The organism is Bariatricus sp. TF06-38A (assembly GCF_027690675.1).
Classification (GTDB): Bacteria; Bacillota; Clostridia; order Lachnospirales; family Lachnospiraceae; genus Allocoprococcus; species Allocoprococcus comes.
On record NZ_JAQFCE010000002.1, the window covers coordinates 176,880 to 201,164 of the forward strand.

Here is a 24,285-nt window from a genome sequence, read left to right on the forward strand (position 1 = left end):
AGTTTCGAAGACATATCGCTTTTGTTTTTCTGCGTCTATAGGAGGTATTTTTTATGTTATTAAGTATTGCGCTGATCCTGCTTGTTGGAATGTGTATGAGTTGGATCTGTCAGGACTGAAGAAAATAGGAAGATCCGCAGTGATGATGTGCTTTGTCCCTGCAAGTCTATGACTGCATTCTGTCAATATCCACTGTATGCTGTGCCGGACAAACATACTGCAGAAAACAGGACGAGCAATACCAAGATCTCCTTTCTTACTGTACGAAGGAGACAAAAAATAAAGGACGCATGAAAAAAGAAAATTTTTTCATGCGTCCTTTGCGTGGCACCTGTCCGCCTAGTCCAACAAGCCGACGCTAGCCCCGCTTTCTGTTGTATTTCTCTTCACAGTATTTACATCTATACACTTCGTTCTCCGGATCAGTCAGTACAAACACATGATCCAGTCCCTGTTCAATCGAAGTAATACATCTCGGATTGTGGCATCTGATCACATTCTTGATTTCAGATGGCAGTTTCAGTTCTTTTTTTTCAACAATCTTGGAATCTTCGATAATGTTTACCGTGATATTATGATCGATAAAACCAAGGATATCCAGATCAATGATATCGATCGGGCATTCAATCTTGATGATATCCTTTTTACCCATCTTGTTACTTTTGGCATTCTTGATGATGGCTACGCAGCAGTCAAGCTGATCAAGTTTCAGATATTTGTAGATATCCATGCTTTTTCCTGCTTTGATGTGATCCAGTACGAAGCCCTCTGAAATTTTCCCAATGTTCAGTGTATTTTCAACCATGTCTTTCGCCTCCCTTAATCTACATGAATATCCAAAAGTGTCAGGATCAGTGCCATACGGATATAGACACCATACTGTACCTGCTTGAAATAAACAGCTCTTGGATCATCATCAACTTCAACAGAAATTTCGTTGACACGCGGAAGTGGATGGAGAACCAGCATATCTTTTGGTGCAAGTTCCATTTTCCCTTTGTCCAGGATGTAGAAATCTTTCATACGGATATAATCTTCCTCGTTGAAGAAACGTTCCTTCTGAACACGTGTCATATAAAGGATATCGAGATCCGGAAGGGCATCCTCCAGGCGTTCTACTTCTGTATATGGGATATTTTTCTTATCCAGTACGTCTTTGCGTACATAACTTGGCAGACGGAGTTCCTCCGGTGAAATAAGTACAAACTCGATGTTCTCATAACGCACCAGGGCATTGATCAGAGAATGTACGGTACGACCGAATTTGAGGTCTCCACAGAGTCCGATCTTCAGATTATTCAGACGTCCTTTTAAAGAACGGATGGTTAAAAGGTCAGTCAGTGTCTGTGTAGGATGCTGATGTCCGCCATCACCTGCGTTGATCACCGGGATTGAAGAGTGCTGCGCTGCAACCATCGGTGCACCTTCTTTTGGATGTCTGATCGCACAGATATCTGCATAGCAGGAAACCATACGGATCGTATCTGCTACGCTTTCCCCTTTGGTAGCAGAGCTGGAAGCTGCCGAAGAAAAGCCAAGTACATTACCACCGAGATTCATCATTGCTGCTTCATGACTCAGTCGGGTACGGGTACTTGGCTCATAGAATAAAGTGGCAAGCTTTTTGCCTGCGCAAGCATGTGCATATTTTTCTGGATGAGCTTCGATATCACCTGCAAGATCCATAAGCTTATCGAGCTCTTCCACAGAAAAATCTAAAGGACTCATTAAATGTCTCATAAGAAACCTCCTTAAAAATAACCGCAAAATATGTGCGGGTTCATATATTCTTTATCTATAATATAACAAAAACATGGTTATTTCAACAAAGTTTTACATGTTTTTTCTGATCGGGTTTGCGAAGAAATGTAGATTTTACAGAAAAAATATATTATAATGAAAAATTAGTAACGTCAGCGTAAGAAGACATAAGGATAAAACGATAAGGAGTGGGACAATGCAGAGTCTGGAAGAGATGAGAAAAGAGCTGGATGTGATCGATGACCAGATCACCACGCTTTATGAGAGACGTATGAAGGTCTGCGAAGGAGTTGCAGAATATAAGATAAAGAACGGACGAAAGGTATTTGATAAGACAAGAGAGAACGAGAAACTGGCAGCAGTAGCAGAAAAGGTGTCCACAGATTTTAACAAAAAAGGGATCCGGGAACTTTTTGAACAGCTGATGAGCATGAGCAGAAAGCTGCAGTACCAGCGTCTTTCTGAGGAAGGAGTTCTGGGAAGACTTCCCTTTATCGGACTGGATCAGCTGGATCTTGATGGTGCACGTGTGGTCTTCCAGGGAGTGGAAGGAGCCAACAATCAGGCAGCTATGTTAAAATATTTTGGGAAAAATGTGAAAAACTTCCATGTACCGTCATTCCGTGATGCAATGGAAGCAATTGAAGAGGGAAGCGCAGATTATGCAGTCCTTCCAATTGAAAATTCTTCCGCAGGTCCGGTGACACAGGTGTATGACCTTCTGGTGGAATTTGAAAATTACATTGTAGGAGAGACGGTCCTTCCGATTAAGCATATGCTTGCCGGAGTGAAAGGAACTACACTTTCCAGCATTGAAAGAGTGTATTCACATCCACAAGGACTGATGCAGACATCCCATTTTCTGGATGAACACGGGACCTGGCAGCAGATCAGTGTTGCCAATACTTCTATGGCGGCCAAGAAGATGATGGAAGACCAGGATACCACGCAGGCAGCTGTCTGCAACGAATATGCAGCAGAGCTTTACGGACTGGATATCCTGGCAAGAGAGATCAATGACGAATCTGACAACAGTACAAGATTTATCATTGTCACAAACCAGAAGGTATTCCTGAAAAATGCATCCAAGATCAGTATTTGCTTTGAAATACCGCATGAGAGTGGATCGTTGTACCATCTGCTTTCCCATTTTATTTACAATGACCTGAACATGACAAAGATCGAATCCCGGCCGGTAGAAGGAAAAAGCTGGGAATATCGTTTCTTTGTGGACTTTGAAGGAAATCTGGCAGATGCCGCAGTGAAAAATGCGATCCGTGGACTGAGGGAAGAAGCACTGAACCTGAAAATCCTTGGAAATTATTAGACTGAAAAAGAGAGGACACGTCTATGAGAACAAATGAACTGATATTATATCGTTATATGGAACATGAAGATCTTCTTCGGGACATGACATTTCTGATCGACAATGCAGATAATGATTATTACAACAAAGAGGATTTGAAGAGCCTTCTTTTCGAAAATTTAAATGAGCTGATCGAGCTGGCTGCAAACTATGGATTCGAGGGGAACCTCTGGCATACCTTCCTGACGTTCCTGCTTGCCAACAGTGAGAATGCTTACAGCACAGCCTGTGAAGTGGTAGGAGAGGTAGAGGGAAGCGTCAATAAAGCAGCCCTTCATGATTTTCAGATTTTCAAAGAACTGTTCGAATATGATCTGAAAGAGATGGGTGAAAAGCTCGGTACAGACAGCCTGGAACTGATTGAGGACTATCATCCGGTCAATGCCAAGGGACATGTATTTAACAAGAGGATTCGCGATCGGATCTGCGACTTAAGCAAAGCTCTTGCGCAGACAGATGATGCAGAAGAATTTAAGACAACTGTAACCCAGTTCTACAAAGAATTCGGAGTGGGAACTTTCGGACTTCACAAGGCATTCCGTATTGAGCATACGGAAGAAGGAGCACAGATCGTGCCGATCACCAAGATTGCACACGTCCATCTGGATGATTTGGTGGGTTATGACATTGCCAAGAAGAAACTGATCGATAATACCGAGGCATTTGTAAAGGGTAAAAAAGCTAATAACTGTCTGCTTTTTGGTGATGCCGGAACCGGTAAATCTTCTTCGATCAAGGCAATCCTGAACCAGTATTATGACCAGGGACTTCGTATGATCGAAGTGTACAAGCATCAGTTCAAAGACCTGAATGATGTGATCGCACAGATCAAGAACCGGAATTACAAATTTATTATTTATATGGATGATCTTTCTTTTGAAGAATTCGAGATTGAGTACAAATATCTGAAAGCGGTGATCGAAGGCGGTCTGGAGAAGAAACCGGATAATATCCTGATCTATGCAACTTCCAACAGAAGACATCTGGTACGTGAGACATTCAAAGATAAAGCTGACAGAGATGAAGAACTGCACACCAATGATACCGTACAGGAGAAACTTTCGCTGGTAGCAAGATTCGGCGTGACCATTTATTTTGGAAAACCGGATAAAAAAGAATTCCAGAAGATTGTCACCACGCTTGCAGATCGTTACGGTGTCGAGATGGAAGAGGAAAAGCTTCTTCTGGAGGCAAACAAATGGGAATTGAGCCATGGTGGATTAAGCGGACGTACTGCACAGCAGTTTATTGATTATTTGCTTGGACAACAATAAAAGGAGAACCAATATGAAGTGGAATAAATTCAGATTAAAGACAACAACCGAGGCAGAAGACATTGTCAGTAGTATGCTGATGGACCTTGGTGTACAGGGAATCGAGATTGAGGATAAGATTCCGATGACGCAGGCGGAAAAAGAGCAGATGTTTGTTGATATCCTTCCGGAGACAGGAATCAATGACGGCATCGCATATATCAGTTTCTATCTGGAAGAAGATGAAGATAAAGAAAGTCTTCTGGAAGCTGTGAAAAATGAACTGGAAGATATGCGTGCCTATGTGGAAGTAGGTGAAGGAACGATAGAAGAATCCCAGACAGAGGATGTGGACTGGGTCAATAACTGGAAAAAATATTTTCACCAGTTCTATGTGGATGATATCCTGATCATTCCGTCCTGGGAAGAAGTAAAGCCGGAAGATGAAGGCAAGATGATCGTGCATATCGATCCGGGAACTGCATTCGGAACGGGAATGCATGAGACCACACAGCTCTGCATCCGTCAGCTCCGCAAATATGTGACAGAGGACACCAGAATTCTGGATGTAGGATGCGGAAGTGGAATTCTTGGAATGCTGGCGCTGATGTTCGGTGCAAAGTATTCTGTAGGAACAGACCTGGATCCGTGTGCGATTGATGCAACCTATGAAAATATGGAAGTCAACGGTATTTCAAAGGATAAATACGAAGTAATGATCGGAAATATCATTGATGATAAAGCGGTCCAGGATAAAGTTGGTTATGGATGCTATGATATCGTTGTGGCGAATATTCTTGCAGACGTACTGGTGCCGCTGACACCGGTGATCGTGAACCAGTTAAAAGACGGTGGTATCTACGTGACAAGTGGTATCATCGAAGACAAGGAGGAAACGGTAAAAGCAGCGGTAGAGGCAGCAGGACTCACGGTCCTGGAGGTTCATCATCAGGGAGAATGGGTATCTGTAACAGCGAGAAAAGAAACGAAAGCGTAGGCAGAGAGGATCAGAAAAGATGCATCATTTTTTTGTAACACCACAGCAGATCTCCGGAGATAAGATCCGGATTGAAGGCGGAGATGTTAATCATATGAAGAATGTGCTCCGGATGAAGCTGCATGAAAAGGCTGAAATCAGTGACGGAGAAAGCAGAACCTATTTGTGCGAGGTGGAAGCCTATGAAGAAGATGTGGCGGTTTTGCATATTCTGGAAGAGATGGAAGCGGACACGGAACCGGCGTCAAAGCTGTATCTTTTCCAGGGGCTTCCTAAAAGCGACAAGATGGAGCTGATCGTGCAAAAAGCGGTGGAGCTTGGCGTGTATCAGGTGATTCCTGTAGCGATGAAGCGTTCTGTTGTTCGTCTGGATGATAAGAAAGCAGAGAAAAAAGTAGACCGTTGGAATTCCATCGCAGAAAGTGCGGCAAAGCAGGCCGGAAGAAGCCGGATCCCGGAAGTTACCATGCCGCTTTCTTATAAAGAAGCACTGAAAATGGCAGAAGAGCTTGATGTAACGTTGCTTCCGTATGAACTTGCAGGTGGTATGGAAGTGACAAGAGAAGTAATCCGCCAGATTAAAAGTGGACAGTCTGTTGGGATTTTTATCGGACCAGAGGGTGGATTTGAACCGGAAGAAGTTGATGCAGCAGTCAGTATGGGGGCGAAGGTCATCACCCTGGGCAGGCGGATCCTGCGGACAGAGACAGCCGGACTTGCAACGCTTGCTGTACTGATGTTTGAACTGGAACAGTAGACCGGCAGGCAAAGAACTGCATAAGATAAAGAGAAGAAGTGTTTGGGAGACAAAGAAAAATGGAAGTTTATCTGGATAATTCAGCAACAACGAGAGCCTATGAGTGTGTTCGGGATATAGTCGGAAAAGTGATGTGTGAGGATTACGGCAATCCATCCTCCATGCATAAAAAAGGTGTGGATGCAGAAGCGTATGTCCGTGAGGCGAAGGAGACACTTGCAAAGATTCTGAAGGTGCAGGAAAAGGAACTTTATTTCACATCCGGTGGAACAGAAAGTGACAACCTTGCATTGATCGGAGGTGCACGTGCCAATCGCCGTGCCGGCAAGCATCTGATCACCAGCTCGATTGAACATCCGGCAATTCTCAATACCATGCGTTACCTGGAAGAGGAGGAGGGCTATCGTGTGACCTATCTTCCGGTTGATGAGTATGGACGAATCCGCCTGGATGCGTTAAAGGAAGCGCTCTGTGACGAGACGATCCTGGTATCGGTCATGTATGTGAATAACGAAGTGGGATCGGTTCAGCCGATTGCAGAAGCATCTGCGATCGTAAAGGCTTATAATAAAAATATCCTGTTCCATGTGGATGCAGTACAGGGATTTGGAAAATATAAGATTTACCCGAAAAAGATGGGAATCGATATGCTTTCTGTAAGCGGACATAAGATCCATGGACCGAAGGGAATCGGTTTTATCTATATCAATGAAAAAGCAAAAGTAAAACCGATCATTTTCGGAGGCGAGCAGCAGAAAAACATGCGTTCCGGAACAGAAAATGTACCGGGGATTGCAGGAATCGGGCTGGCAGCAAAGACGATTTACACAGACCTGGATGAAAAGGTGGCACATATGCGTGCCTTGAAACAGCACTTTATCGAAGGGGTACAGAAAATCGATCATACTGTGATCCACGGGCTTTATGATGAAACAAGTGCACCACATATCATCAGTGTGGGATTTGCAGGAATCCGGAGTGAGGTTCTTCTTCATACACTGGAAGAGAAGGGGATTTATGTATCATCCGGTTCGGCATGTGCATCCAACCATCCGGCAATCAGCGGAGTGTTAAAGGGAATCGGAGCCGGAAAAGAATATTTGGACGCAACGCTCAGATTTAGTATGTCAGAATTTACTACAGAAGAAGAAATTGACTATACGCTGGAAACATTATATAATTGTGTACCGATGCTTAGAAAGTACACACGCCATTAGGAGGAAAGAATGAAGTTTCAGACTTATTTGATAAAATATGGAGAAATCGGAATCAAAGGAAAGAACCGTTATATGTTCGAGGATGCACTGGTAAGACAGATCAGGCATTCGTTAAAAGACCTGGATGGATTATTCCATACTTATAAAGCACAGGGAAGAGTTTATGTGGACTGTGACGGAGATTATGACGGAGATGAAGTGGTAGAAGCTCTGAAAAGAGTATTCGGAATTGTAGGGATCTGTCCGGTTGTCCGCGTAGAAGATAAAGGATTTGAAGAACTGAAAAAAGATGTGATCGCATACATGGATGAGGTTTATCCGGATAAGAATATCACATTTAAGGTAGAGTCCCGTCGCGCAAAGAAAACCTATCCGAAGAAATCAATGGAGATCAATTATGACCTTGGAGAAGCTATTCTGTATGCATTCCCGGAAATCCGGGTAGATGTGCACCATCCGGATGTACTGCTTCATGTAGAGGTAAGAGAAGAGATTTATATCTATTCCGAGATCATTCCGGGACCTGGCGGTATGCCGATCGGGACCAATGGAACCGCGATGCTTCTGCTTTCTGGTGGAATCGACAGTCCGGTTGCAGGTTATATGATCTCCAAACGTGGCGTCGGACTGGAGGCAACCTATTTCCATGCACCGCCGTACACCAGCGAGAGGGCCAAACAGAAGGTAGTGGATCTTGCAAAGCAGGTTTCCAAATATACAGGACCGATCAAGCTGCATGTAGTCAACTTTACCGATATCCAGCTTTATATCTATGAAAAATGCCCACATGATGAACTGACGATCATCATGCGCCGTTATATGATGCGGATTGCAGAGCATTTTGCAAAAGAAGACGGATGCCTGGGACTTATTACCGGTGAAAGTATCGGACAGGTGGCAAGCCAGACCATGCAGAGCCTGATGGCAACCAACGATGTATGTACATTGCCGGTATATCGGCCACTGATCGGATTTGACAAGCAGGAGATCGTAGATATTTCAGAGAAGATCGGAACCTATGAGACTTCCATTCTTCCATACGAAGACTGTTGTACGATCTTCGTGGCAAAACATCCGGTAACCAAACCGAATGTAGAAGTGATCCGCAAATCAGAAGAAAACTTAAGTGAAAAGATTGATGAACTGTTTGCAGAAGCAGTGAATACTGTGGAGACGATCATCGTAAAATAATAAAAGAAAAAGGGGAGCTTTTTCAGGCTCTCCTCAAAAAAAGAAAGGACGCAGTACAGAAAATGTACTGCGTCCTGATACTTCGCATTCTATTATACTAAGTATGGTTTCAGAAGTTCGATGATGTTATCAGCATCCTGGTTCTCAGCATGGATGTTCAGATCGATCGGTTTAGAAAGATCAAGACTAAAGATACCCATGATAGATTTTGCATCAATCACATATCTTCCGGATACCAGGTCAAAATCGTAATCGTATTTTGTGATTTCGTTTACGAATGATTTTACTTTGTCGATAGAATTTAAAGAAATTTGTACGGTTTTCATTGAAAACACACCTCCTTGATTTCATTTTCTATAGTTATATTAAAAGTTATACATAAAAAAGTCAAGGAACAAAACGCCGAAGAATGAATGAAATTTTCGTTAAATGTTATAAATATTGAAAGTAGGATGAATTTATGAAAAAAGCAGCATTACACAACCTGGGCTGTAAGGTAAATGCTTATGAAACAGAAGCGATGCAGGAACTGCTGGAAAAGAACGGATATGAGATCGTACCGTTTCATGATCTGGCAGATGTTTATGTGATCAATACCTGCTCGGTGACGAATATGGCAGATCGCAAGTCCAGACAGATGATCCATCGTGCCCGAAAACAGAATCCTGATGCAGTGATCGTAGCGGCCGGCTGTTATGTGCAGGCGCAGGCGGATATGGGTGAGCTGGATGAGAATATAGATATTGTAATCGGGAATAATAAAAAAAAGGATCTGATCCGCCTTCTGGAAGAATATTTTAAAGAAGACATTTCGGAACAGATGCAGGAGGTCATTGACATTAACCATACCTTCGAGTATGAGAGCCTCCATCTTTCCCGGACAGCAGAGCATACAAGGGCATATCTGAAAGTGCAGGATGGCTGCAACCAGTTCTGTACCTACTGCATCATTCCTTATGCGAGAGGACGCGTGCGCAGCAGGAAAAAAGAAGATGTAGTGGAAGAGGTGCGTACACTTGCGGAGCATGGGTATCAGGAAGTGGTACTTACCGGAATCCATCTCAGTTCTTACGGACTGGAATGGAAAGATGAAAATGGAAAGCAGACAGAAGGACTCCTGGATCTGATCCGCGCGGTACATGGAGTTGAAGGGATCAAAAGGATCCGTCTGGGTTCTCTGGAACCGCGTATCGTGACAGAAGAATTTGCAAAAGAACTGTCTTGCCTGCCGAAGATATGTCCGCATTTTCACCTGTCTCTGCAGAGCGGATGTGATGCAACCCTGAAACGGATGAACCGCAGATATGATGCGGCAGAATATCGGGAAAAATGTGAGCTTCTCCGGAAGTATTTTGAAAATCCGGCATTGACAACCGATGTGATCGTAGGATTTCCGCAGGAATCAGAGGAAGAATTTGAAGCCTCCCGGGACTTTGTAGACAGCATCAATTTTTATGAGACTCATATATTTAAGTATTCAAAGCGCCAGGGAACGAAGGCTGCGAAGATGGACGGGCAGATCCCGGAACATGAAAAAACGCGAAGAAGCAATATCATGCTGGAGCTGAACCGAAAAAAAATGCAGCGCTATGAAGAAGGATGGCTTGGAAAAAAGGTGGAAGTTCTATTTGAAGAGATGACAGAACGTGATGGGAAAAATTATGTCACAGGGCACACCAAGGAATATCTGCGGATTGGGGTTCCATGCGAACCGGAACAGGCAGACCGGTGGATCAATCAGTTAAAAGAGATAGAACTTACTTCACTTTCACAAATTATGCATTGAATTTTTGTATAGATTATATTAAAATGAATATGAAGTATTGGAGGTCGTAAGATGAAAGATATAACGAATACACAATTTTTTCAGGTAGAGACAGGACCACAGATCCAGGCAAAAGATATTCTGGAAATTGTATATAATGCTCTGGTGGAAAAAGGATATAATCCGGTGAATCAGATTGTAGGATACATTATGTCCGGTGATCCTACATACATTACCAGCTATAACGGAGCAAGAAGCCTTGTGATGAAGGTTGAGCGGGATGAGATAGTAGAAGAATTATTAAAAGCTTATATCAGACATGAACTGTAGGTTGAAGATATGATGCGGATAATGGGACTTGATTATGGTACGAAGACCGTAGGTGTTGCTGTAAGTGATCCTCTGGGGATTACGGCACAGTCAGTGGAGACGGTTACGAGGAAGGACGAGAACAAGCTTCGGAAGACACTGGCAAGGATTGAGAGCCTTGCAACCGAATATGGAGTAGAGAAGTTTGTGATCGGTTTTCCGAAACATATGAATAATGATATCGGAGAACGGGCAGAGAAGGCACTGGAATTTGGAGAGATGCTGAAGCGGCGTACCGGCATTGAGATCGTGATGTGGGATGAGCGCCTTACAACGGTGGAAGCGGAACGGACACTTATGGAATCCGGTGTAAGACGGGAGAACCGCAAGCAGTATGTGGATCAGATCGCGGCTGTATTTATATTGCAGGGATATCTGGACTCTCTGGGTATGCAAAAGTAACAGGCTTTGGAATACAATCAGACGATAAGGGGAAAGTATATGAAGAATGAAAAATTAACGTTTACATGCGGAGAAGGCGGCGAAGCAGAAGAATTATTTGTTGTGGAGCAGACCAGACTGAATGGAGTGACTTACCTTCTGGTTGCAGATTCAGAAGAGGATGATGCAGAGTGCCTGATCTTGAAGGATACAAGTGCGCCGGAAGAGAAGGACAGCGTTTATGAGATGGTAGAAGAGGAAGTAGAGCTTAATGCCGTACTCAAGGTGTTCGAAGAGCTTCTGGAGGATGTGGAGATTGAAGTGTAGACGGAACTGTCAAAAGAATATTTCTGACAGATAAGAACGGGGTTCGCACACAGAGGCGGACTCCGAATTTTACGATAATTAAATGTACGGATGAGATACATAAAATATATGGAGGTGTGAGATTGAAGAAAAAAAGCAACTCAAAACTTAAGATCATTCCGCTTGGAGGCCTTGAAAAGATCGGAATGAATATCACTGCCTTTGAATATGAAGACAGTATTATTGTAGTGGATTGCGGATTGTCGTTCCCGGAAGATGATATGCTGGGAATCGATCTTGTAATTCCGGATATCAGTTACCTTAAGAGCAATGCGGATAAGGTGAAGGGTTTTGTGATCACACATGGACATGAGGATCACATTGGAGCGCTTCCTTATGTGCTTAAAGAGATTAATCTGCCGATTTATACAACAAAGCTGACTATGGGAATTATCGAGAAAAAGCTCACAGAGCACAATCTTCTCCGCTCAACTAAAAGAAAAGTAGTGCGCCATGGACAGTCGATCAATCTTGGAAAATTCAGAATTGAATTTATCAAGACGAACCACAGTATCCAGGATGCATCGGCACTGGCAATCTATTCGCCGGCAGGTATTGTTGTGCATACCGGAGACTTTAAGGTAGATTATACACCGGTATTTGGTGATGCGATTGATCTGCAGCGTTTTGCAGAAATTGGCAAGAAAGGGGTACTGGCATTGATGTCAGACAGTACCAATGCAGAGAGACCTGGTTTTACACAGTCAGAAAGGACAGTGGGAGCTACATTTGACCGGCTTTTTGCCGAACACTCCAATACAAGAATTATTGTAGCAACCTTCGCTTCGAATGTAGACCGTGTACAGCAGATCATCAATACGTCTTACAAGTATGGACGTAAAGTAGTTGTAGAAGGCCGCAGTATGGTAAATATCATTTCGGTTGCATCAGAGCTTGGCTATTTGAATGTGCCGGAGAATACGCTGATCGAGACAGATCAGTTGAAAAACTATCCAAGAGAGAAGACAACGATCATCACAACCGGAAGCCAGGGAGAATCTATGGCGGCTCTGTCACGTATGGCAGCAGATATCCATAAGAAGATCTCGATCATGCCGGGTGACACGATCATTTTAAGCTCTAATCCGATCCCGGGTAATGAAAAAGCGGTATCGAATATCATCAATGAACTTTCTGAAAAGGGAGCGAATGTTATTTTCCAGGATACGCACGTATCCGGACATGCGTGCCAGGAAGAGCTGAAGCTGATCTATTCACTGGTAAAACCAAAATATGCAATTCCGGTTCACGGAGAATACCGTCATCTGAAAGCGAACGCAGGTATTGCAAAATCTCTTGGGATTCCGAAGGACAACATTTTTATCCTCAAGTCAGGCGATGTACTCGCACTGGATGATGAAAGTGCAGAAGTTTTAGATAAGGTACACACAGGAGAAATCCTGGTAGATGGACTCGGTGTTGGTGATGTCGGTAATATTGTACTGCGTGATCGTCAGCATCTGGCAGAAGACGGAATCCTGATTGTTGTTCTGACACTGGAAAAGCGTACCAACCAGCTTCTTGCCGGACCTGATATCGTATCCCGTGGATTTGTTTATGTACGTGAATCTGAAAGCCTGATGGAAGAGGCACGGAAGGTTGTTACGGAAGCGGTTGAAAAATGTCTGATGAGCCGTCATGCTGACTGGAGCAAGATTAAGCTTGTGATCCGCGACACAATGAATGACTTTATCTGGAAAAGAACCAAGAGAAAACCAATGATCCTTCCGATCATTATGGATGTATAATATAAAGATGCCTGTGGCATTTTTATGAAAATAAGCAGATGCGAAGATATCTGCATAAAGAAGCGCAGTCAGAGTTGAAAAGAAAATAAACTTTGTCTGCGCTTCTATGATAAATGTATAGGATAAGAATTCCCTTGGAAGAAAAGAGGAAGATATGATAGTAGAAGAACGACTTACGACTTACCTCCATTCTCTGGAAAGCGCGGACATTCCCGTTCTCGATGAGATCGAACAGGAAGCCCTTGCGGACATGGTTCCGATCATCCGCAAAGAGACAAAAAGTTTTCTGAAAGTAATGCTGGAGATCAAACGTCCGGTAAAGATTCTTGAAATTGGGACAGCAGTTGGATTTTCGGCAATTCTGATGGGAAAATATTCTCCGGAGGAATGTCACATTACAACAATCGAAAATTACGAAAAAAGGATTCCAATTGCCAGAGATAATTTCGCCAGAGCAGGTATGGAACAGAAAATTACGCTGCTTGAAGGCGATGCACTGGAGATCATGAAAGGTATGCCGGATGATGCAGGATTTGATTTTGTGTTTATGGATGCCGCAAAGGGACAATATCCGGCATATTTAGAACAGGTGATGCGTTTCCTTGTGCCGGGAGGGATCCTGATCACGGATAATGTGTTGCAGGACGGAGATATTATTGAGTCACGGTTTGCGGTGGAAAGAAGAGACCGCACGATCCATAGCCGGATGAGGGAGTATCTGTATACTCTGAAACATCATCCTGAGCTTGAGACATCTATTCTTCCGCTGGGAGATGGAGTGGCACTGAGCGTGCGAAAATAAAAACAGGAGATAACAGTAACAGAAAGGAAAAAAATAATGGCAAGACATCCTGAATTATTGATACCGGCAAGCAGCCTGGAAGTGTTGAAGACTGCAGTCGTATTTGGAGCAGATGCAGTTTATATTGGAGGAGAAGCATTTGGACTTCGTGCAAAGGCAAAGAACTTTTCCAAAGAAGATATGATGGAAGGAATCCGGTTTGCACATGAGCATGATGTAAAAGTATATGTAACTGCAAATATTCTGGCACATAACTACGATCTGGAAGGCGTGCGGGAATATTTTAAAGAGTTAAAGGAAATAAAACCGGATGCATTGATCATTGCTGATCCGGGTGTATTTGAGATCGCAAAAGAAGTATGTCCGGAAATTGAAAGACATGTGAGTACACAGGCCAATAATACAAATTATGCAACTTATATGTTCTGGTACAGACAAGGGGCGAGCAGAGTTGTATCTGCAAGAGAACTTTCCATGCGTGAGATCAAAGAAATCCGTGCACATATCCCGGATGATCTGGAGATTGAGACATTCGTACACGGTGCAATGTGTATTTCTTATTCCGGAAGATGTCTGCTCAGTAATTTCTTTACAGGCAGGGATGCAAACCATGGCGCATGCACCCATCCGTGCCGCTGGAAATATTCTGTTGTGGAAGAAACCCGTCCGGGAGAATATATGCCGGTTTATGAAAATGAGAGAGGAACGTATATTTTCAATTCAAAAGACCTCTGTATGATCGAACATATTCCGGAGCTTATCGATGCGGGGATTGACAGCTTCAAGATCGAAGGAAGAATGAAAACGGCTCTGTATGTGGCAACTGTAGCGAGAACATACCGGAAAGCAATTGATGATTATCAGAAAGATCCGGAGCTTTACAGGAAGAATATGCCGTGGTATCTGGACCAGATCTCGAATTGTACCTATCGGCAGTTTACAACTGGATTTTTCTTTGGAAAACCATCGGAAGAGGCACAGATTTATGACAGCAACACCTATATCCGGGAGTACACATATCTTGGAATCACAGAAGAGATTAAAGACGGTATGGTGAAGATCGAACAGAGAAATAAATTTTCGGTGGGCGAGACGATTGAGATCATGAAACCGAACGGAGATAACGTGGAGGTTCAGGTAAAACGGATCGTAAATGAAGAAGGAGAAGAACAGGAGAGTGCACCACATCCGAAGCAGGTACTGTATGTAGAACTGTCCGGTAGGGCTGACAAGTACGATATTCTCAGAAGAAAAGAGGAAGCAGATGAATAAAAAAACGTGGAAGCCATATGTGGCGATCGTACTGATCCTTCTGTACGGCGTGGATATATTCTGGCTTTCCGGATTTTGTGTCTATTATTTTGGTGAGTGGGGAATTCCAATGTATGAGGGCCTTCTTGCGGTGCTGGCACTTGGAATAGTAGTGCTTTTCAGGGAAGACGTAAAGCGTGCATTTCCATTTCACAGACCGACGATCGCAAAGACTGTCGGAACATTGCTGATGTGGATCGGAACCCTTCTGATCACGATGATTCCGACATCGATCCTGCTTTATGTATTTCCGGAGCAGATGAGTGGGGCTACAGAAAGTGTGAGTGAATTATCCGGCGGACTGCCGTTTGGACTTGCATTTCTTCTGATCTGTGTCACGCCGGCGATTTTTGAGGAAATAGCATTCAGAGGCGGGCTTTTCAGCTGTTTTCGTGGCTTTAGGAGTCCATGGCCGGCAATTCTGATCAGTGCAGCAGTGTTCGGTGCATTTCACGGAAGCTTCTGGCGGTTTGTGCCGACAGCGATGCTTGGAATCGCCATGGGATATCTGCTTGCCGAGACGGATAACATGTTTTATAACATGTTCTTCCATCTAATCAATAATGCGTTACCGACATTGCTTTTACAGCTTACTTCCAGTGTGACTTCAGAGCAGATGGAAAGTGCAGAAGCTATGGCATCGACAGGCATTTTGCTTGTGACGGTGGCGGTGTATTTTATTTATGCTTCGGCAGGACCGTTTCTGATTTATGCGGGGAATTACCTGATCCATAAAGGACAGCCGGGATACGACAGGGGACTTCTGCCAAGAGAGAAAAAGAAAACTCTGCTGGGGCTTGTGCTTGTAAGTAGCGTCTTTCTGGGACTTGGCATTCTGCTTTTTGGTATAGGAATGTTTGAGTAGAGTGTCCTGTCTGCCGGTGTGAAAGAAGCATCATGAATTTTAAAATGGACAGACAGGATCTAGACCGGCAAAAATTAAAAATGAGAAGGAAGAAAGCAGGGGCGGAGTTTTTGAATCGCCCCTTTTTCAATTCGCGAAACATAGGAACGTGAGATGCCAAGAGAAGCTGCAACTTCTTTCTGGGTATATTCTTTTTCACCATAAAGACCGTAGCGTTTTTTCAGTACCAGCTGTTCGCGGTCGGTGAGAACGGATTCCAGTTTTTCATAGAGAAGAGAAATATCATTTTTCAAGGCAAGCTGCATACAGGCATCTTCTTCATCAGATTCGATAACATCATACAGGCGGATCTCGTTCCCTTCCCGGTCTGTACCGATCGGTTCGTATAGGGAGGTTTCCCGGTTACTCTTCCGCTTGGTGCGCAGCATCATCAGAAGTTCATTTTCGATGCAGCGGCAGGCGTAGGTGGCAAGCCGGGCTTTTTTGTCCGGGTTAAAGGTGGAAACTGCTTTGATAAGGCCGATGGTTCCGATGGACAGAAGATCTTCTGTATCGTCCTCCAGATGCTGATATTTTTTTATGACATGAGCGACCAGACGGAGATTGCGCTCGATCAGAATATGACGGGCCTCATTGTCACCGTCTGCACTGCGTCTCAGAAGCTCGGATTCCTCTTTTGGAGTAAGAGGCGGAGGAAAGGATTTCAATACGATTACCTCAAAATAGAGTTACTAACATTGTATGTAAAAGTGAAATGTTCTGTGCTTTTCCATTCGGGTTATTTTGCGCTTGTGGTACGTCTGAAAATGCGTTATAATGAGCGTTGAATCATGTAGTAGCAGATATGGTTTACAAAAGAAATGAGATTACGAGAGAAAAGGAAAAAATTATGGGAATAAGGACAAGATTAGCGGTACTTGCCTGTAAGACATCCAATGCAGTCCTGCGGCGGATGGGACGAGGCGGAACGAACCTGCCGGGCAAGATCGCATTAAAAATTGACAAAGATATTTTAAAGGAATTATCACGTGGGGTGAAGGTTACGGTAGTGACCGGAACCAATGGAAAGACGACCACGTCCCGTATGATCGAGCAGGCATTTGAAGAAGCCGGATATAAGTACTTCGCAAATAAATCCGGTGCCAATCTTCTGACCGGGATCATTACGGTGTTTGCACAGCACTGTAGTCTTTCTGGCAAGTGTTCCTACACACACGCACTGATCGAGTGCGATGAGGCAGCGTTCCGCAAGACCAGTGAGATGCTGCCGGTAGAGTGTCTGGTAGTCAACAATATTTTCCGTGACCAGTTGGACAGATATGGGGAGATCACCCACACGTTGAATGCAATCCGCGAAGGAATTACCCACGTACCGGATGCAACCCTGTGCCTGAACGCGGACTGTTCATTGACGTCATCTCTTGCAGATGATGTACCGAATAAGGTTGTATGGTTCGGGGTGGATGTGCCGATTTACAAAGAGACAGCGTTTGAATTGTCTGATGCAGTGTACTGTATTCATTGTAAGACAGAATATGAATACGATTACAGAACTTACAGCCATCTTGGCGGTTTCCGCTGTCCAAAATGTGGATATCACCGGCAGACACCGCAGGTTGGCGTGACGCAGGTAGTGCGTACCGGAGCAGATTCTTCGGATATCGTGTTAAATGCATTCGGGCATAGCCATGATGTGCACATTAATCTTCCGGGAGGTTACAATATTTACAATGCGGCAGCCTGTGTTGCGGCTGCGGAGATTGTTGGAATCGATGAAGACACAGCAGTTGATGCACTCAGCAGATTTGAGTGTGGTTTCGGACGTGCGGAACAGTTTGAACTTGGCAAGTCTAAAGCACGTATGATGCTTGTCAAGAACCCGGCAGGGTACAATCAGGTCATCAACCAGATCTCTAATGATGAGGAAGAGTGCAAGATTGCGTTCCTTCTGAACGACCGTTATGCAGATGGAACCGATATCAGCTGGATCTGGGATGTGGATTTTGAAGCACTTGCCCGCCAGAGCGCACGCTTTACCCGTATTCTGGTATCCGGAGTCCGTGCAGATGATATGGCGCTCCGCCTGAAATATGCAGGATTTGACACTGGACGGATTGAAGTGATCCGTGACTATGAGAACCTTTTAGAAGCAATCGGAGCGGATGAGACACCGACATTTATTATGCCGACTTATACCGCTATGTTTGATCTGCGCGGCGAGATCAGCAAGCATACCGATATCAAGGCATTTTACGAATAAGGAGGGAATTATGGAACTGAATATCTGTCATCTCTATCCGGACATCCTTAATCTGTATGGAGACCGGGGCAATATCATCACAATGAAACGTCGTATGGAGGAGCGGGGAATCAAGGTCAATGTAGAAGGCTGCTCGATCGGAGAAACGCTGGATGCAAACCGCTATGATATCTTCTTCATTGGCGGAGGTCAGGATTTTGAACAGGAAGTCCTTCTGAAAGACCTGGGGAACGGAAAAGCAGCAGAGATCCGCGCGGCTGTGGAAGATGAAAAGACCTTCCTCGCAATCTGCGGAGGCTATCAGATGCTTGGCCAGTATTATAAGACCTGGGATGGTGTCCAGCTCGATTTTACCGGCGCGATCAACATTCATACCGTTGGATCAAAAGAGCGTATGATCGGCAATTATATGTTTGAGACCCTCCCGGAGAGCAGTGGAGCTGTCGTAGTCGGCTTTGAAAATCATTCCGGCAAGACCTACCTGGGTGAAGGCGTATCACCACTCGGCAAAATGCTCAAAGGCTATGGCAACAACGGAGAAGACCAAACCGAAGGAGCCCGCTACAAAAATGTCTTCGGAACCTATTCGCACGGCTCCCTTTTACCAAAGAACCCGGTACTCTGCGATTTTATATTACAAACTGCCCTAGAACGCAAATACGGTCAAATAGAACCACTTGCGCCACTGGACGACACCCTGGAATTAAACGCCAACGAATACATGAAACAAAGATTAAGTAAATAATGCTTATTTAGAAAATGCCACTGCACACAGGGGTCCATCCCACCTGTGCAGTGGCATTTTGTCCCATCTATGATACAGCAAGGCAAAACTTTGCCAGTAAAGTACGGCGGTCATCGTGGGAGAATCAAAAGAGATGATTCTCCCACGATGACCTCACAACCTACTCCCACAAATTTCCCCTCCCAATCATCTTGACAAAATCCCCTACCCATACTATCATAAGGATACATTTTCTAAAAGATATCGGTTTTCTTTTAGCAAATCACTCATGGCATTTCGCCATACATTTTCTGAAATAAAACTTCTGAACTTTTGCCGGGGAAAGGCAAGGGTGAATTTAATATGGGATTTTATAAGGTACATTCGGCAACGATTCTGGGGCTGAAAGTAGAATTTGTGCAGGTAGAGGCAGATGCAGGGAACGGACTTCCAATGTTTCATATGGTGGGATATCTGTCTTCTGAGGTAAAGGAAGCCGCAGAACGGGTAAGAACTGCCATGCGTAATGCCGGTTATATCATGCCGGCGAAAAAGATTGTAATCAATCTGTCGCCGGCATGTGTCCGCAAGAAGGGATCGGTATTTGATCTTCCAATTGCAGTTGCAGTACTCGGGGCAATGGGGATTTTCCCGGAAAAAGCAGTGGAGGATATTTTACTTGCAGGAGAGCTCGGACTGGATGGAAAGCTGCAGCCGGTAGAGGGAATCCTTCCGATTGTTCTGGAAGCAAAGAAGGCTGGTTTTAGGTGTTGTGTGATTCCAAAGTCAAATGAGGATGAGGGAAGGCTGGCGCAGGGAATACAGATTTTTGGGGCAGAGACTCTGGAGGAGGTATGCAGATGGCTGAAGGGTGAGTATATGCCTCAGATGGAGAAACCTGACCAGGAAGAGGCTCATGGAACGGAAGAATGGGACATAGATTATAGTGATATTCAGGGACAGGAAGCAGTAAAAAGAGCGACGATGGTGGCGGTGGCAGGAGGACATAACCTGCTTTATGTCGGTCCGCCTGGTTCCGGAAAGACGATGCTTGCCAAACGGATCCCGACGATCCTACCACCGCTTGACCGGGAAGAAAGTCTGGAGATCACGGGGATTTACAGTACGGCTGGACTGCTTAAAAGAAAGAATCCGCTGATCTGGCAGAGACCGTTCCGGGAGGTCCATCATACTGTGACACGGGCAGCGCTCATCGGAGGCGGACGAATTCCATCGCCGGGAGAAGCAACACTTGCGCATGGAGGTGTCCTTTTTCTGGATGAGCTGGCGGAGTTTCCGAGAGGTGTTCTGGAAGTGCTCAGGCAGCCGTTAGAAGAAAAATGCATTCATCTGGCAAGGCAGCAGGGAGCTTATATTTTTCCGGCAGACTTTATGTTGGTTGCTGCAACAAATCCATGTCCCTGCGGAATGGCTCCTGGTCCCCAATGTACCTGTACGCCCGGGCAGATCCGGAATTATCAGGGAAAGTTGAGCCAGCCGTTTCTGGATCGGATTGATATCTGCATGGAGGCACCCAAGGTCGAATATGAAGAACTGACCGGAAAGGGAACAGGGATGGATTCCAGAACCATGCGAGGAAAAGTGATGCTTGCAAGAATGCGTCAGATGGATCGTTTTCGAGAAGAAAAGCTGACAAAAAATGCACAGATGGGGCAAAATGAAATTGAAAAATACTGTCGTCTTGGGAAAGAGGAAGAACGGATGATGCGCCAGGCTTATGAAGTGATGAAGCTGACGGTGAGAAGCTATCATAAAGTGTTGAAGGTGGCACGGACAATCGCAGATATGGAGGAAAAAGAGGAGATCGATCTTGTGACACTCCGAGAGGCACTGGGTTATCGGGTTATGGATAAAGAATACTGGGGATAAGAGAAATGAGTGAAATGTGGTATACATACTGGCTGGCGTGTGTGGAAGGAATCACAGGTGACAGAAAGTGTGAATTATGCAGAAAGAACGGATCTGCGGAAGCAGTATATTATATAGAAGAAAAAGGGATCAGAGAACAGATAATTACAGAAAAAGAGTGGGGGATCCTGAAAGAAAGTAAGAAAAAAAGGAATTGGAGGGAAGCGTATCAAAAAGTGGTGGATCGGGGAATTCAGATGGCAGTTCGGGGACAGAACAATTATCCGAAACGGTTTGAAGAACTTGCGGGAATGCCGTATGCACTCTTTTTTATCGGGGAGATGCCACGGGAGGGAATGCCGTCGGTGGCAGTGGTGGGTGCCAGAAGATGTAGCAGCTATGGTGAGAAAATGACGCTTCGCTTTGTTGAAAGACTTGCGGAGAGCGGAATCCAGATTATCAGTGGAATGGCACTGGGAATTGACGGAATGGCACACCGGGCTGCATTAAATGTCGGAGGGAAAACATTTGCGGTTCTGGGAGGCGGAGCAGATGTATGTTATCCTGCGGCACATAAAGGACTCTATAAAGATTTAATAAAGCGGGGAGGCATACTGTCTGAACAGCCACCGGGAACTCCACCGGTTGCCTGGCATTTTCCGGCAAGAAACCGTCTGATCAGCGGACTTGCCGATGTGGTACTTGTTATGGAGGCAAAAGAAAAGAGCGGATCCCTGATTACAGCAGACATGGCTCTTGAACAAGGAAGAGATATTTATGCTCTCCCGGGGATGGTGACAGAGCCGCTGAGCTGTGGTTGTAACCGCCTGATCCGGCAGGGAGCAGGGATTCTTCTGAATGAAGAAGATTTGTTGGAAGAATTGGTTATAAAAGGGCTGCTAAAGAAGAAAATCGCAATTATATCAGACACGAAAAATAAAATAAAGCTTGAAACGAAAGAAAATTTGGTGTATAGTAAGCTCGGTTTGTATCCGCGGGGGCTGGATGATTTACAGAGAGAAACCGGACTTACTCCACAGGAGGTGATGGGAATCTGTGTATCTCTTCAGTTGAAAGGATGCATTCAGGAAAGATCAAAAAATTATTATGTCAGAGTTAAATGATCTGACACTATTAATATGGAGGAATATAATATATGGCACGTTATCTTGTGATTGTAGAGTCACCGACAAAAGTGAAGACCATAAAGAAATTTCTCGGCAGCAATTACGTGGTAATGGCATCAAACGGACATGTAAGAGATTTGCCGAAAAGTCAGATGGGAGTAGACCTGGAGCATGACTTTGAGCCGAAATACATTACAATCAGAGGAAAAGGTGAGATCCTTGCAGGACTTAGAAAAGAAGTAAAAAAAGCAGATAAGATTTATCTTGCAACTGACCCGGACCGCGAAGGAGAAGCAATTTCCTGGCACTTGATGAAAGCACTTAAGCTGGAAGGAAAGAAAGTATACCGGATCAGCTTTAACGAGATCACTAAAAGTGCGGTAAAGGCATCCCTGAAAAATGCACGTGATATCGACATGGATCTGGTAGATGCGCAGCAGGCGCGTCGTGTGCTGGATCGTATCGTGGGATATAAGATCAGTCCGGTTCTCTGGGCAAAAGTAAAAAGAGGACTTAGTGCCGGTCGTGTGCAGTCTGTGGCGCTTCGCATCATTGCAGACCGGGAAGATGAGATCGCAGCGTTTATTCCGGAAGAATACTGGTCACTGGACGCCAATTTCAAGGTAAAGGGAGAAAAGAAGCCTCTTACAGCAAAATTCTATGGAACAAAAGATGAGAAGATCACCATCCATAACGAAGAAGAACTGCATAAGATTCTTGCAGATCTGGAAGAGGCAGAATATGAAGTGGTCGATGTAAAACGCGGAGAGAGAAGTAAAAAAGCACCGCTTCCGTTTACGACCAGTACCCTTCAGCAGGAGGCATCCAAAGCACTGAATTTTGCAACTTCAAAGACGATGCGTATCGCACAGCAGCTTTATGAAGGTGTGGATATTAAAGGAAGTGGAACGGTTGGTCTGATCACTTACCTGCGTACGGATTCGACCCGTATTTCTGAGGAGGCGGATGCAAATGCAAGAGCCTATGTTGGAAAAGCCTACGGAGAAGAGTATGTGGCAGAGACTGCATCGGAACAGAAGCAGAAAAATGACGGGAAAAATATTCAGGATGCACACGAAGCCATCCGTCCGTCAGATGTTACCCGTGTTCCGGCAGAAATCAAAGAATCTCTTACAAGAGACCAGTTCCGTCTGTATCAGCTGATCTGGAAGCGTTTTGTGGCGAGCAGAATGCAGCCGGCAAAATATGAGACAACTTCTGTTAAAATTGGAGCAGATGATTACCGTTTTACGGTATCGGCATCTAAGATTATATTTGAAGGTTTCCGTCTGGCATATGTGGAAAGCGATGAGGAAAAACAGAGTGGAAATGTAATGGTCAATAGTATCGATAAAGATTCAGAACTGACGAAAGAATCCTTTGACTATAAGCAGCATTTCACACAGCCACCTGCACATTACACCGAGGCATCTCTTGTAAAGACACTGGAAGAACTTGGAATCGGACGTCCGAGTACCTATGCACCAACAATCTCTACGATCATTACAAGAAGATACGTTGCAAAAGAGAACAAGAATCTTTATATGACAGAGCTTGGTGAAGTGGTCAATAATATTATGAAGCAGTCTTTCGCAAGCATTGTTGATGTCAACTTTACCGCTTATATGGAAGGACTTCTGGATATGATCGCAGAAGGAAAGGTAGAGTGGAAATCGGTTATCAGCAATTTCTATCCGGATCTGAAAGAAGCGGTTGAAAAAGCAGAAAAAGAGCTGGAAACAGTTAAAATCGAGGATGAGGTAACCGATGTAGTCTGCGAAGAATGTGGAAGAAATATGGTTATCAAATACGGTCCCCATGGAAAGTTCCTTGCATGTCCCGGATTCCCGGAATGCCGCAACACCAAACCGTATCTGGAGAAAATCGGAGTTGCCTGCCCGAAATGTGGAAAAGACATTGTATTGCGCAAGACAAAGAAAGGCAGACGTTATTATGGATGTGAGGATAATCCGGAATGTGATTTTATGTCATGGCAGAAGCCGTCAGAAGAAAAATGTCCGAAATGCGGAAGTTATATGGTAGAAAAGGGAAATAAACTTGTCTGCGGTAATGAACAGTGTGGGTTTGTTAAAAATAAAGAGAAAGATGAAAAATAAATCAAATTTCATTGAACTATTCAGAATTGTATGATAATA

23 protein-coding genes are annotated in these 24,285 nt (G+C 44.4%); 19 read left to right on the forward strand and 4 right to left on the reverse strand.

Annotated features, from left to right (window positions below):
- Positions 1–358 precede the first annotated feature (358 nt).
- Together PG418_RS03030 and pyrB are read right to left on the reverse strand one after the other, a co-directional pair.
- Entirely contained in the window at positions 359–805 is a 447-nt protein-coding gene (locus tag PG418_RS03030) for an aspartate carbamoyltransferase regulatory subunit (RefSeq protein WP_008374977.1), read from the reverse strand.
- Positions 806–819: 14 nt separating this feature from the next.
- A complete protein-coding gene (pyrB, locus tag PG418_RS03035) occupies positions 820–1,740 on the reverse strand; it encodes an aspartate carbamoyltransferase (protein ID WP_022220369.1) in 921 nt (306 codons plus the stop codon).
- A 217-nt stretch (positions 1,741–1,957) separates the two neighbouring features.
- On the opposite strand from pyrB, the gene pheA reads away from it, so the two are divergent.
- The 6 genes from pheA to thiI are packed head-to-tail and all read left to right on the forward strand — an operon-like array spanning position 1,958 to position 8,542.
- Positions 1,958–3,088 carry a prephenate dehydratase gene (gene pheA, locus PG418_RS03040; protein WP_055155638.1) on the forward strand — a complete coding sequence of 377 codons (1,131 nt, stop codon included), beginning with the start codon at positions 1,958–1,960 and terminating at the stop codon, positions 3,086–3,088.
- Positions 3,089–3,111: 23 nt separating this feature from the next.
- The gene (locus PG418_RS03045; RefSeq protein ID WP_022220371.1) at positions 3,112–4,401 is read left to right on the forward strand and encodes an ATP-binding protein; all 1,290 of its coding nucleotides are present in this window, start codon (positions 3,112–3,114) and stop codon (positions 4,399–4,401) included.
- Positions 4,402–4,414: 13 nt separating this feature from the next.
- The gene (gene prmA, locus PG418_RS03050; RefSeq protein ID WP_008374985.1) at positions 4,415–5,377 is read left to right on the forward strand and encodes a 50S ribosomal protein L11 methyltransferase; all 963 of its coding nucleotides are present in this window, start codon (positions 4,415–4,417) and stop codon (positions 5,375–5,377) included.
- A 19-nt stretch (positions 5,378–5,396) separates the two neighbouring features.
- Complete coding sequence (locus tag PG418_RS03055; RefSeq protein ID WP_349123052.1) at positions 5,397–6,134, forward strand: 16S rRNA (uracil(1498)-N(3))-methyltransferase; 738 nt, start codon at positions 5,397–5,399, stop codon at positions 6,132–6,134.
- A 59-nt stretch (positions 6,135–6,193) separates the two neighbouring features.
- A complete protein-coding gene (locus tag PG418_RS03060) occupies positions 6,194–7,351 on the forward strand; it encodes a cysteine desulfurase family protein (RefSeq protein WP_349123053.1) in 1,158 nt (385 codons plus the stop codon).
- 9 nt (positions 7,352–7,360) lie between these two features.
- The gene (gene thiI, locus PG418_RS03065; protein ID WP_055155635.1) at positions 7,361–8,542 is read left to right on the forward strand and encodes a tRNA uracil 4-sulfurtransferase ThiI; all 1,182 of its coding nucleotides are present in this window, start codon (positions 7,361–7,363) and stop codon (positions 8,540–8,542) included.
- Positions 8,543–8,634: 92 nt separating this feature from the next.
- On the opposite strand, the gene PG418_RS03070 is transcribed toward thiI, so the two are convergent.
- Positions 8,635–8,868: an HPr family phosphocarrier protein gene (locus tag PG418_RS03070; protein ID WP_008374994.1), complete on the reverse strand. Its 234-nt coding sequence runs from the start codon at positions 8,866–8,868 to the stop codon at positions 8,635–8,637.
- A gap of 134 nt (positions 8,869–9,002) precedes the next feature.
- Here PG418_RS03070 and mtaB point away from each other — a divergent pair, with 134 nt between their 5' ends.
- The 8 genes from mtaB to PG418_RS03110 all read left to right on the forward strand — a co-directional run bounded on the left by mtaB (position 9,003) and on the right by PG418_RS03110 (position 16,149).
- Positions 9,003–10,328 (forward strand): tRNA (N(6)-L-threonylcarbamoyladenosine(37)-C(2))-methylthiotransferase MtaB, encoded by a 1,326-nt coding sequence (mtaB, locus tag PG418_RS03075; RefSeq protein ID WP_349123054.1) that lies wholly within the window; start codon positions 9,003–9,005, stop codon positions 10,326–10,328.
- 51 nt (positions 10,329–10,379) lie between these two features.
- Positions 10,380–10,637, forward strand: a complete 258-nt coding sequence (locus PG418_RS03080) for an IreB family regulatory phosphoprotein (RefSeq protein WP_008374998.1) — start codon at positions 10,380–10,382, stop codon at positions 10,635–10,637.
- A gap of 12 nt (positions 10,638–10,649) precedes the next feature.
- Positions 10,650–11,078 carry a Holliday junction resolvase RuvX gene (gene ruvX / locus PG418_RS03085; RefSeq protein ID WP_349123072.1) on the forward strand — a complete coding sequence of 143 codons (429 nt, stop codon included), beginning with the start codon at positions 10,650–10,652 and terminating at the stop codon, positions 11,076–11,078.
- Between the two features lie 39 nt (positions 11,079–11,117).
- A complete protein-coding gene (locus PG418_RS03090) occupies positions 11,118–11,384 on the forward strand; it encodes a DUF1292 domain-containing protein (protein WP_349123055.1) in 267 nt (88 codons plus the stop codon).
- A gap of 122 nt (positions 11,385–11,506) precedes the next feature.
- Positions 11,507–13,171 carry a ribonuclease J gene (locus tag PG418_RS03095; protein ID WP_022220372.1) on the forward strand — a complete coding sequence of 555 codons (1,665 nt, stop codon included), beginning with the start codon at positions 11,507–11,509 and terminating at the stop codon, positions 13,169–13,171.
- A 154-nt stretch (positions 13,172–13,325) separates the two neighbouring features.
- Positions 13,326–13,973 carry an O-methyltransferase gene (locus tag PG418_RS03100; RefSeq protein ID WP_195368403.1) on the forward strand — a complete coding sequence of 216 codons (648 nt, stop codon included), beginning with the start codon at positions 13,326–13,328 and terminating at the stop codon, positions 13,971–13,973.
- Positions 13,974–14,009: 36 nt separating this feature from the next.
- Complete coding sequence (locus PG418_RS03105; protein ID WP_008375008.1) at positions 14,010–15,245, forward strand: peptidase U32 family protein; 1,236 nt, start codon at positions 14,010–14,012, stop codon at positions 15,243–15,245.
- The gene (locus tag PG418_RS03110) at positions 15,238–16,149 is read left to right on the forward strand and encodes a CPBP family intramembrane glutamic endopeptidase (protein ID WP_349123056.1); all 912 of its coding nucleotides are present in this window, start codon (positions 15,238–15,240) and stop codon (positions 16,147–16,149) included. Before PG418_RS03105 ends, PG418_RS03110 begins: the two co-directional genes overlap by 8 nt.
- A 74-nt stretch (positions 16,150–16,223) precedes the next feature.
- On the opposite strand, the gene sigK is transcribed toward PG418_RS03110, so the two are convergent.
- Positions 16,224–16,856 carry an RNA polymerase sporulation sigma factor SigK gene (sigK, locus tag PG418_RS03115; protein WP_055260587.1) on the reverse strand — a complete coding sequence of 211 codons (633 nt, stop codon included), beginning with the start codon at positions 16,854–16,856 and terminating at the stop codon, positions 16,224–16,226.
- A 182-nt stretch (positions 16,857–17,038) separates the two neighbouring features.
- Between sigK and PG418_RS03120 the strand changes: the two genes are divergently transcribed.
- The 5 genes from PG418_RS03120 to topA all read left to right on the forward strand — a co-directional run bounded on the left by PG418_RS03120 (position 17,039) and on the right by topA (position 24,246).
- Positions 17,039–18,409: a Mur ligase family protein gene (locus tag PG418_RS03120; protein ID WP_070098607.1), complete on the forward strand. Its 1,371-nt coding sequence runs from the start codon at positions 17,039–17,041 to the stop codon at positions 18,407–18,409.
- Positions 18,410–18,419: 10 nt separating this feature from the next.
- Entirely contained in the window at positions 18,420–19,154 is a 735-nt protein-coding gene (locus PG418_RS03125; protein WP_207738557.1) for a type 1 glutamine amidotransferase, read from the forward strand.
- 342 nt (positions 19,155–19,496) lie between these two features.
- Positions 19,497–21,023, forward strand: coding sequence for a YifB family Mg chelatase-like AAA ATPase (locus PG418_RS03130; protein WP_055260589.1), 1,527 nt, complete (start codon positions 19,497–19,499; stop codon positions 21,021–21,023).
- Between the two features lie 5 nt (positions 21,024–21,028).
- A complete protein-coding gene (dprA, locus tag PG418_RS03135) occupies positions 21,029–22,126 on the forward strand; it encodes a DNA-processing protein DprA (RefSeq protein ID WP_346997181.1) in 1,098 nt (365 codons plus the stop codon).
- Positions 22,127–22,158: 32 nt separating this feature from the next.
- The gene (gene topA / locus PG418_RS03140; protein ID WP_055246879.1) at positions 22,159–24,246 is read left to right on the forward strand and encodes a type I DNA topoisomerase; all 2,088 of its coding nucleotides are present in this window, start codon (positions 22,159–22,161) and stop codon (positions 24,244–24,246) included.
- Positions 24,247–24,285: the final 39 nt, after the last annotated feature.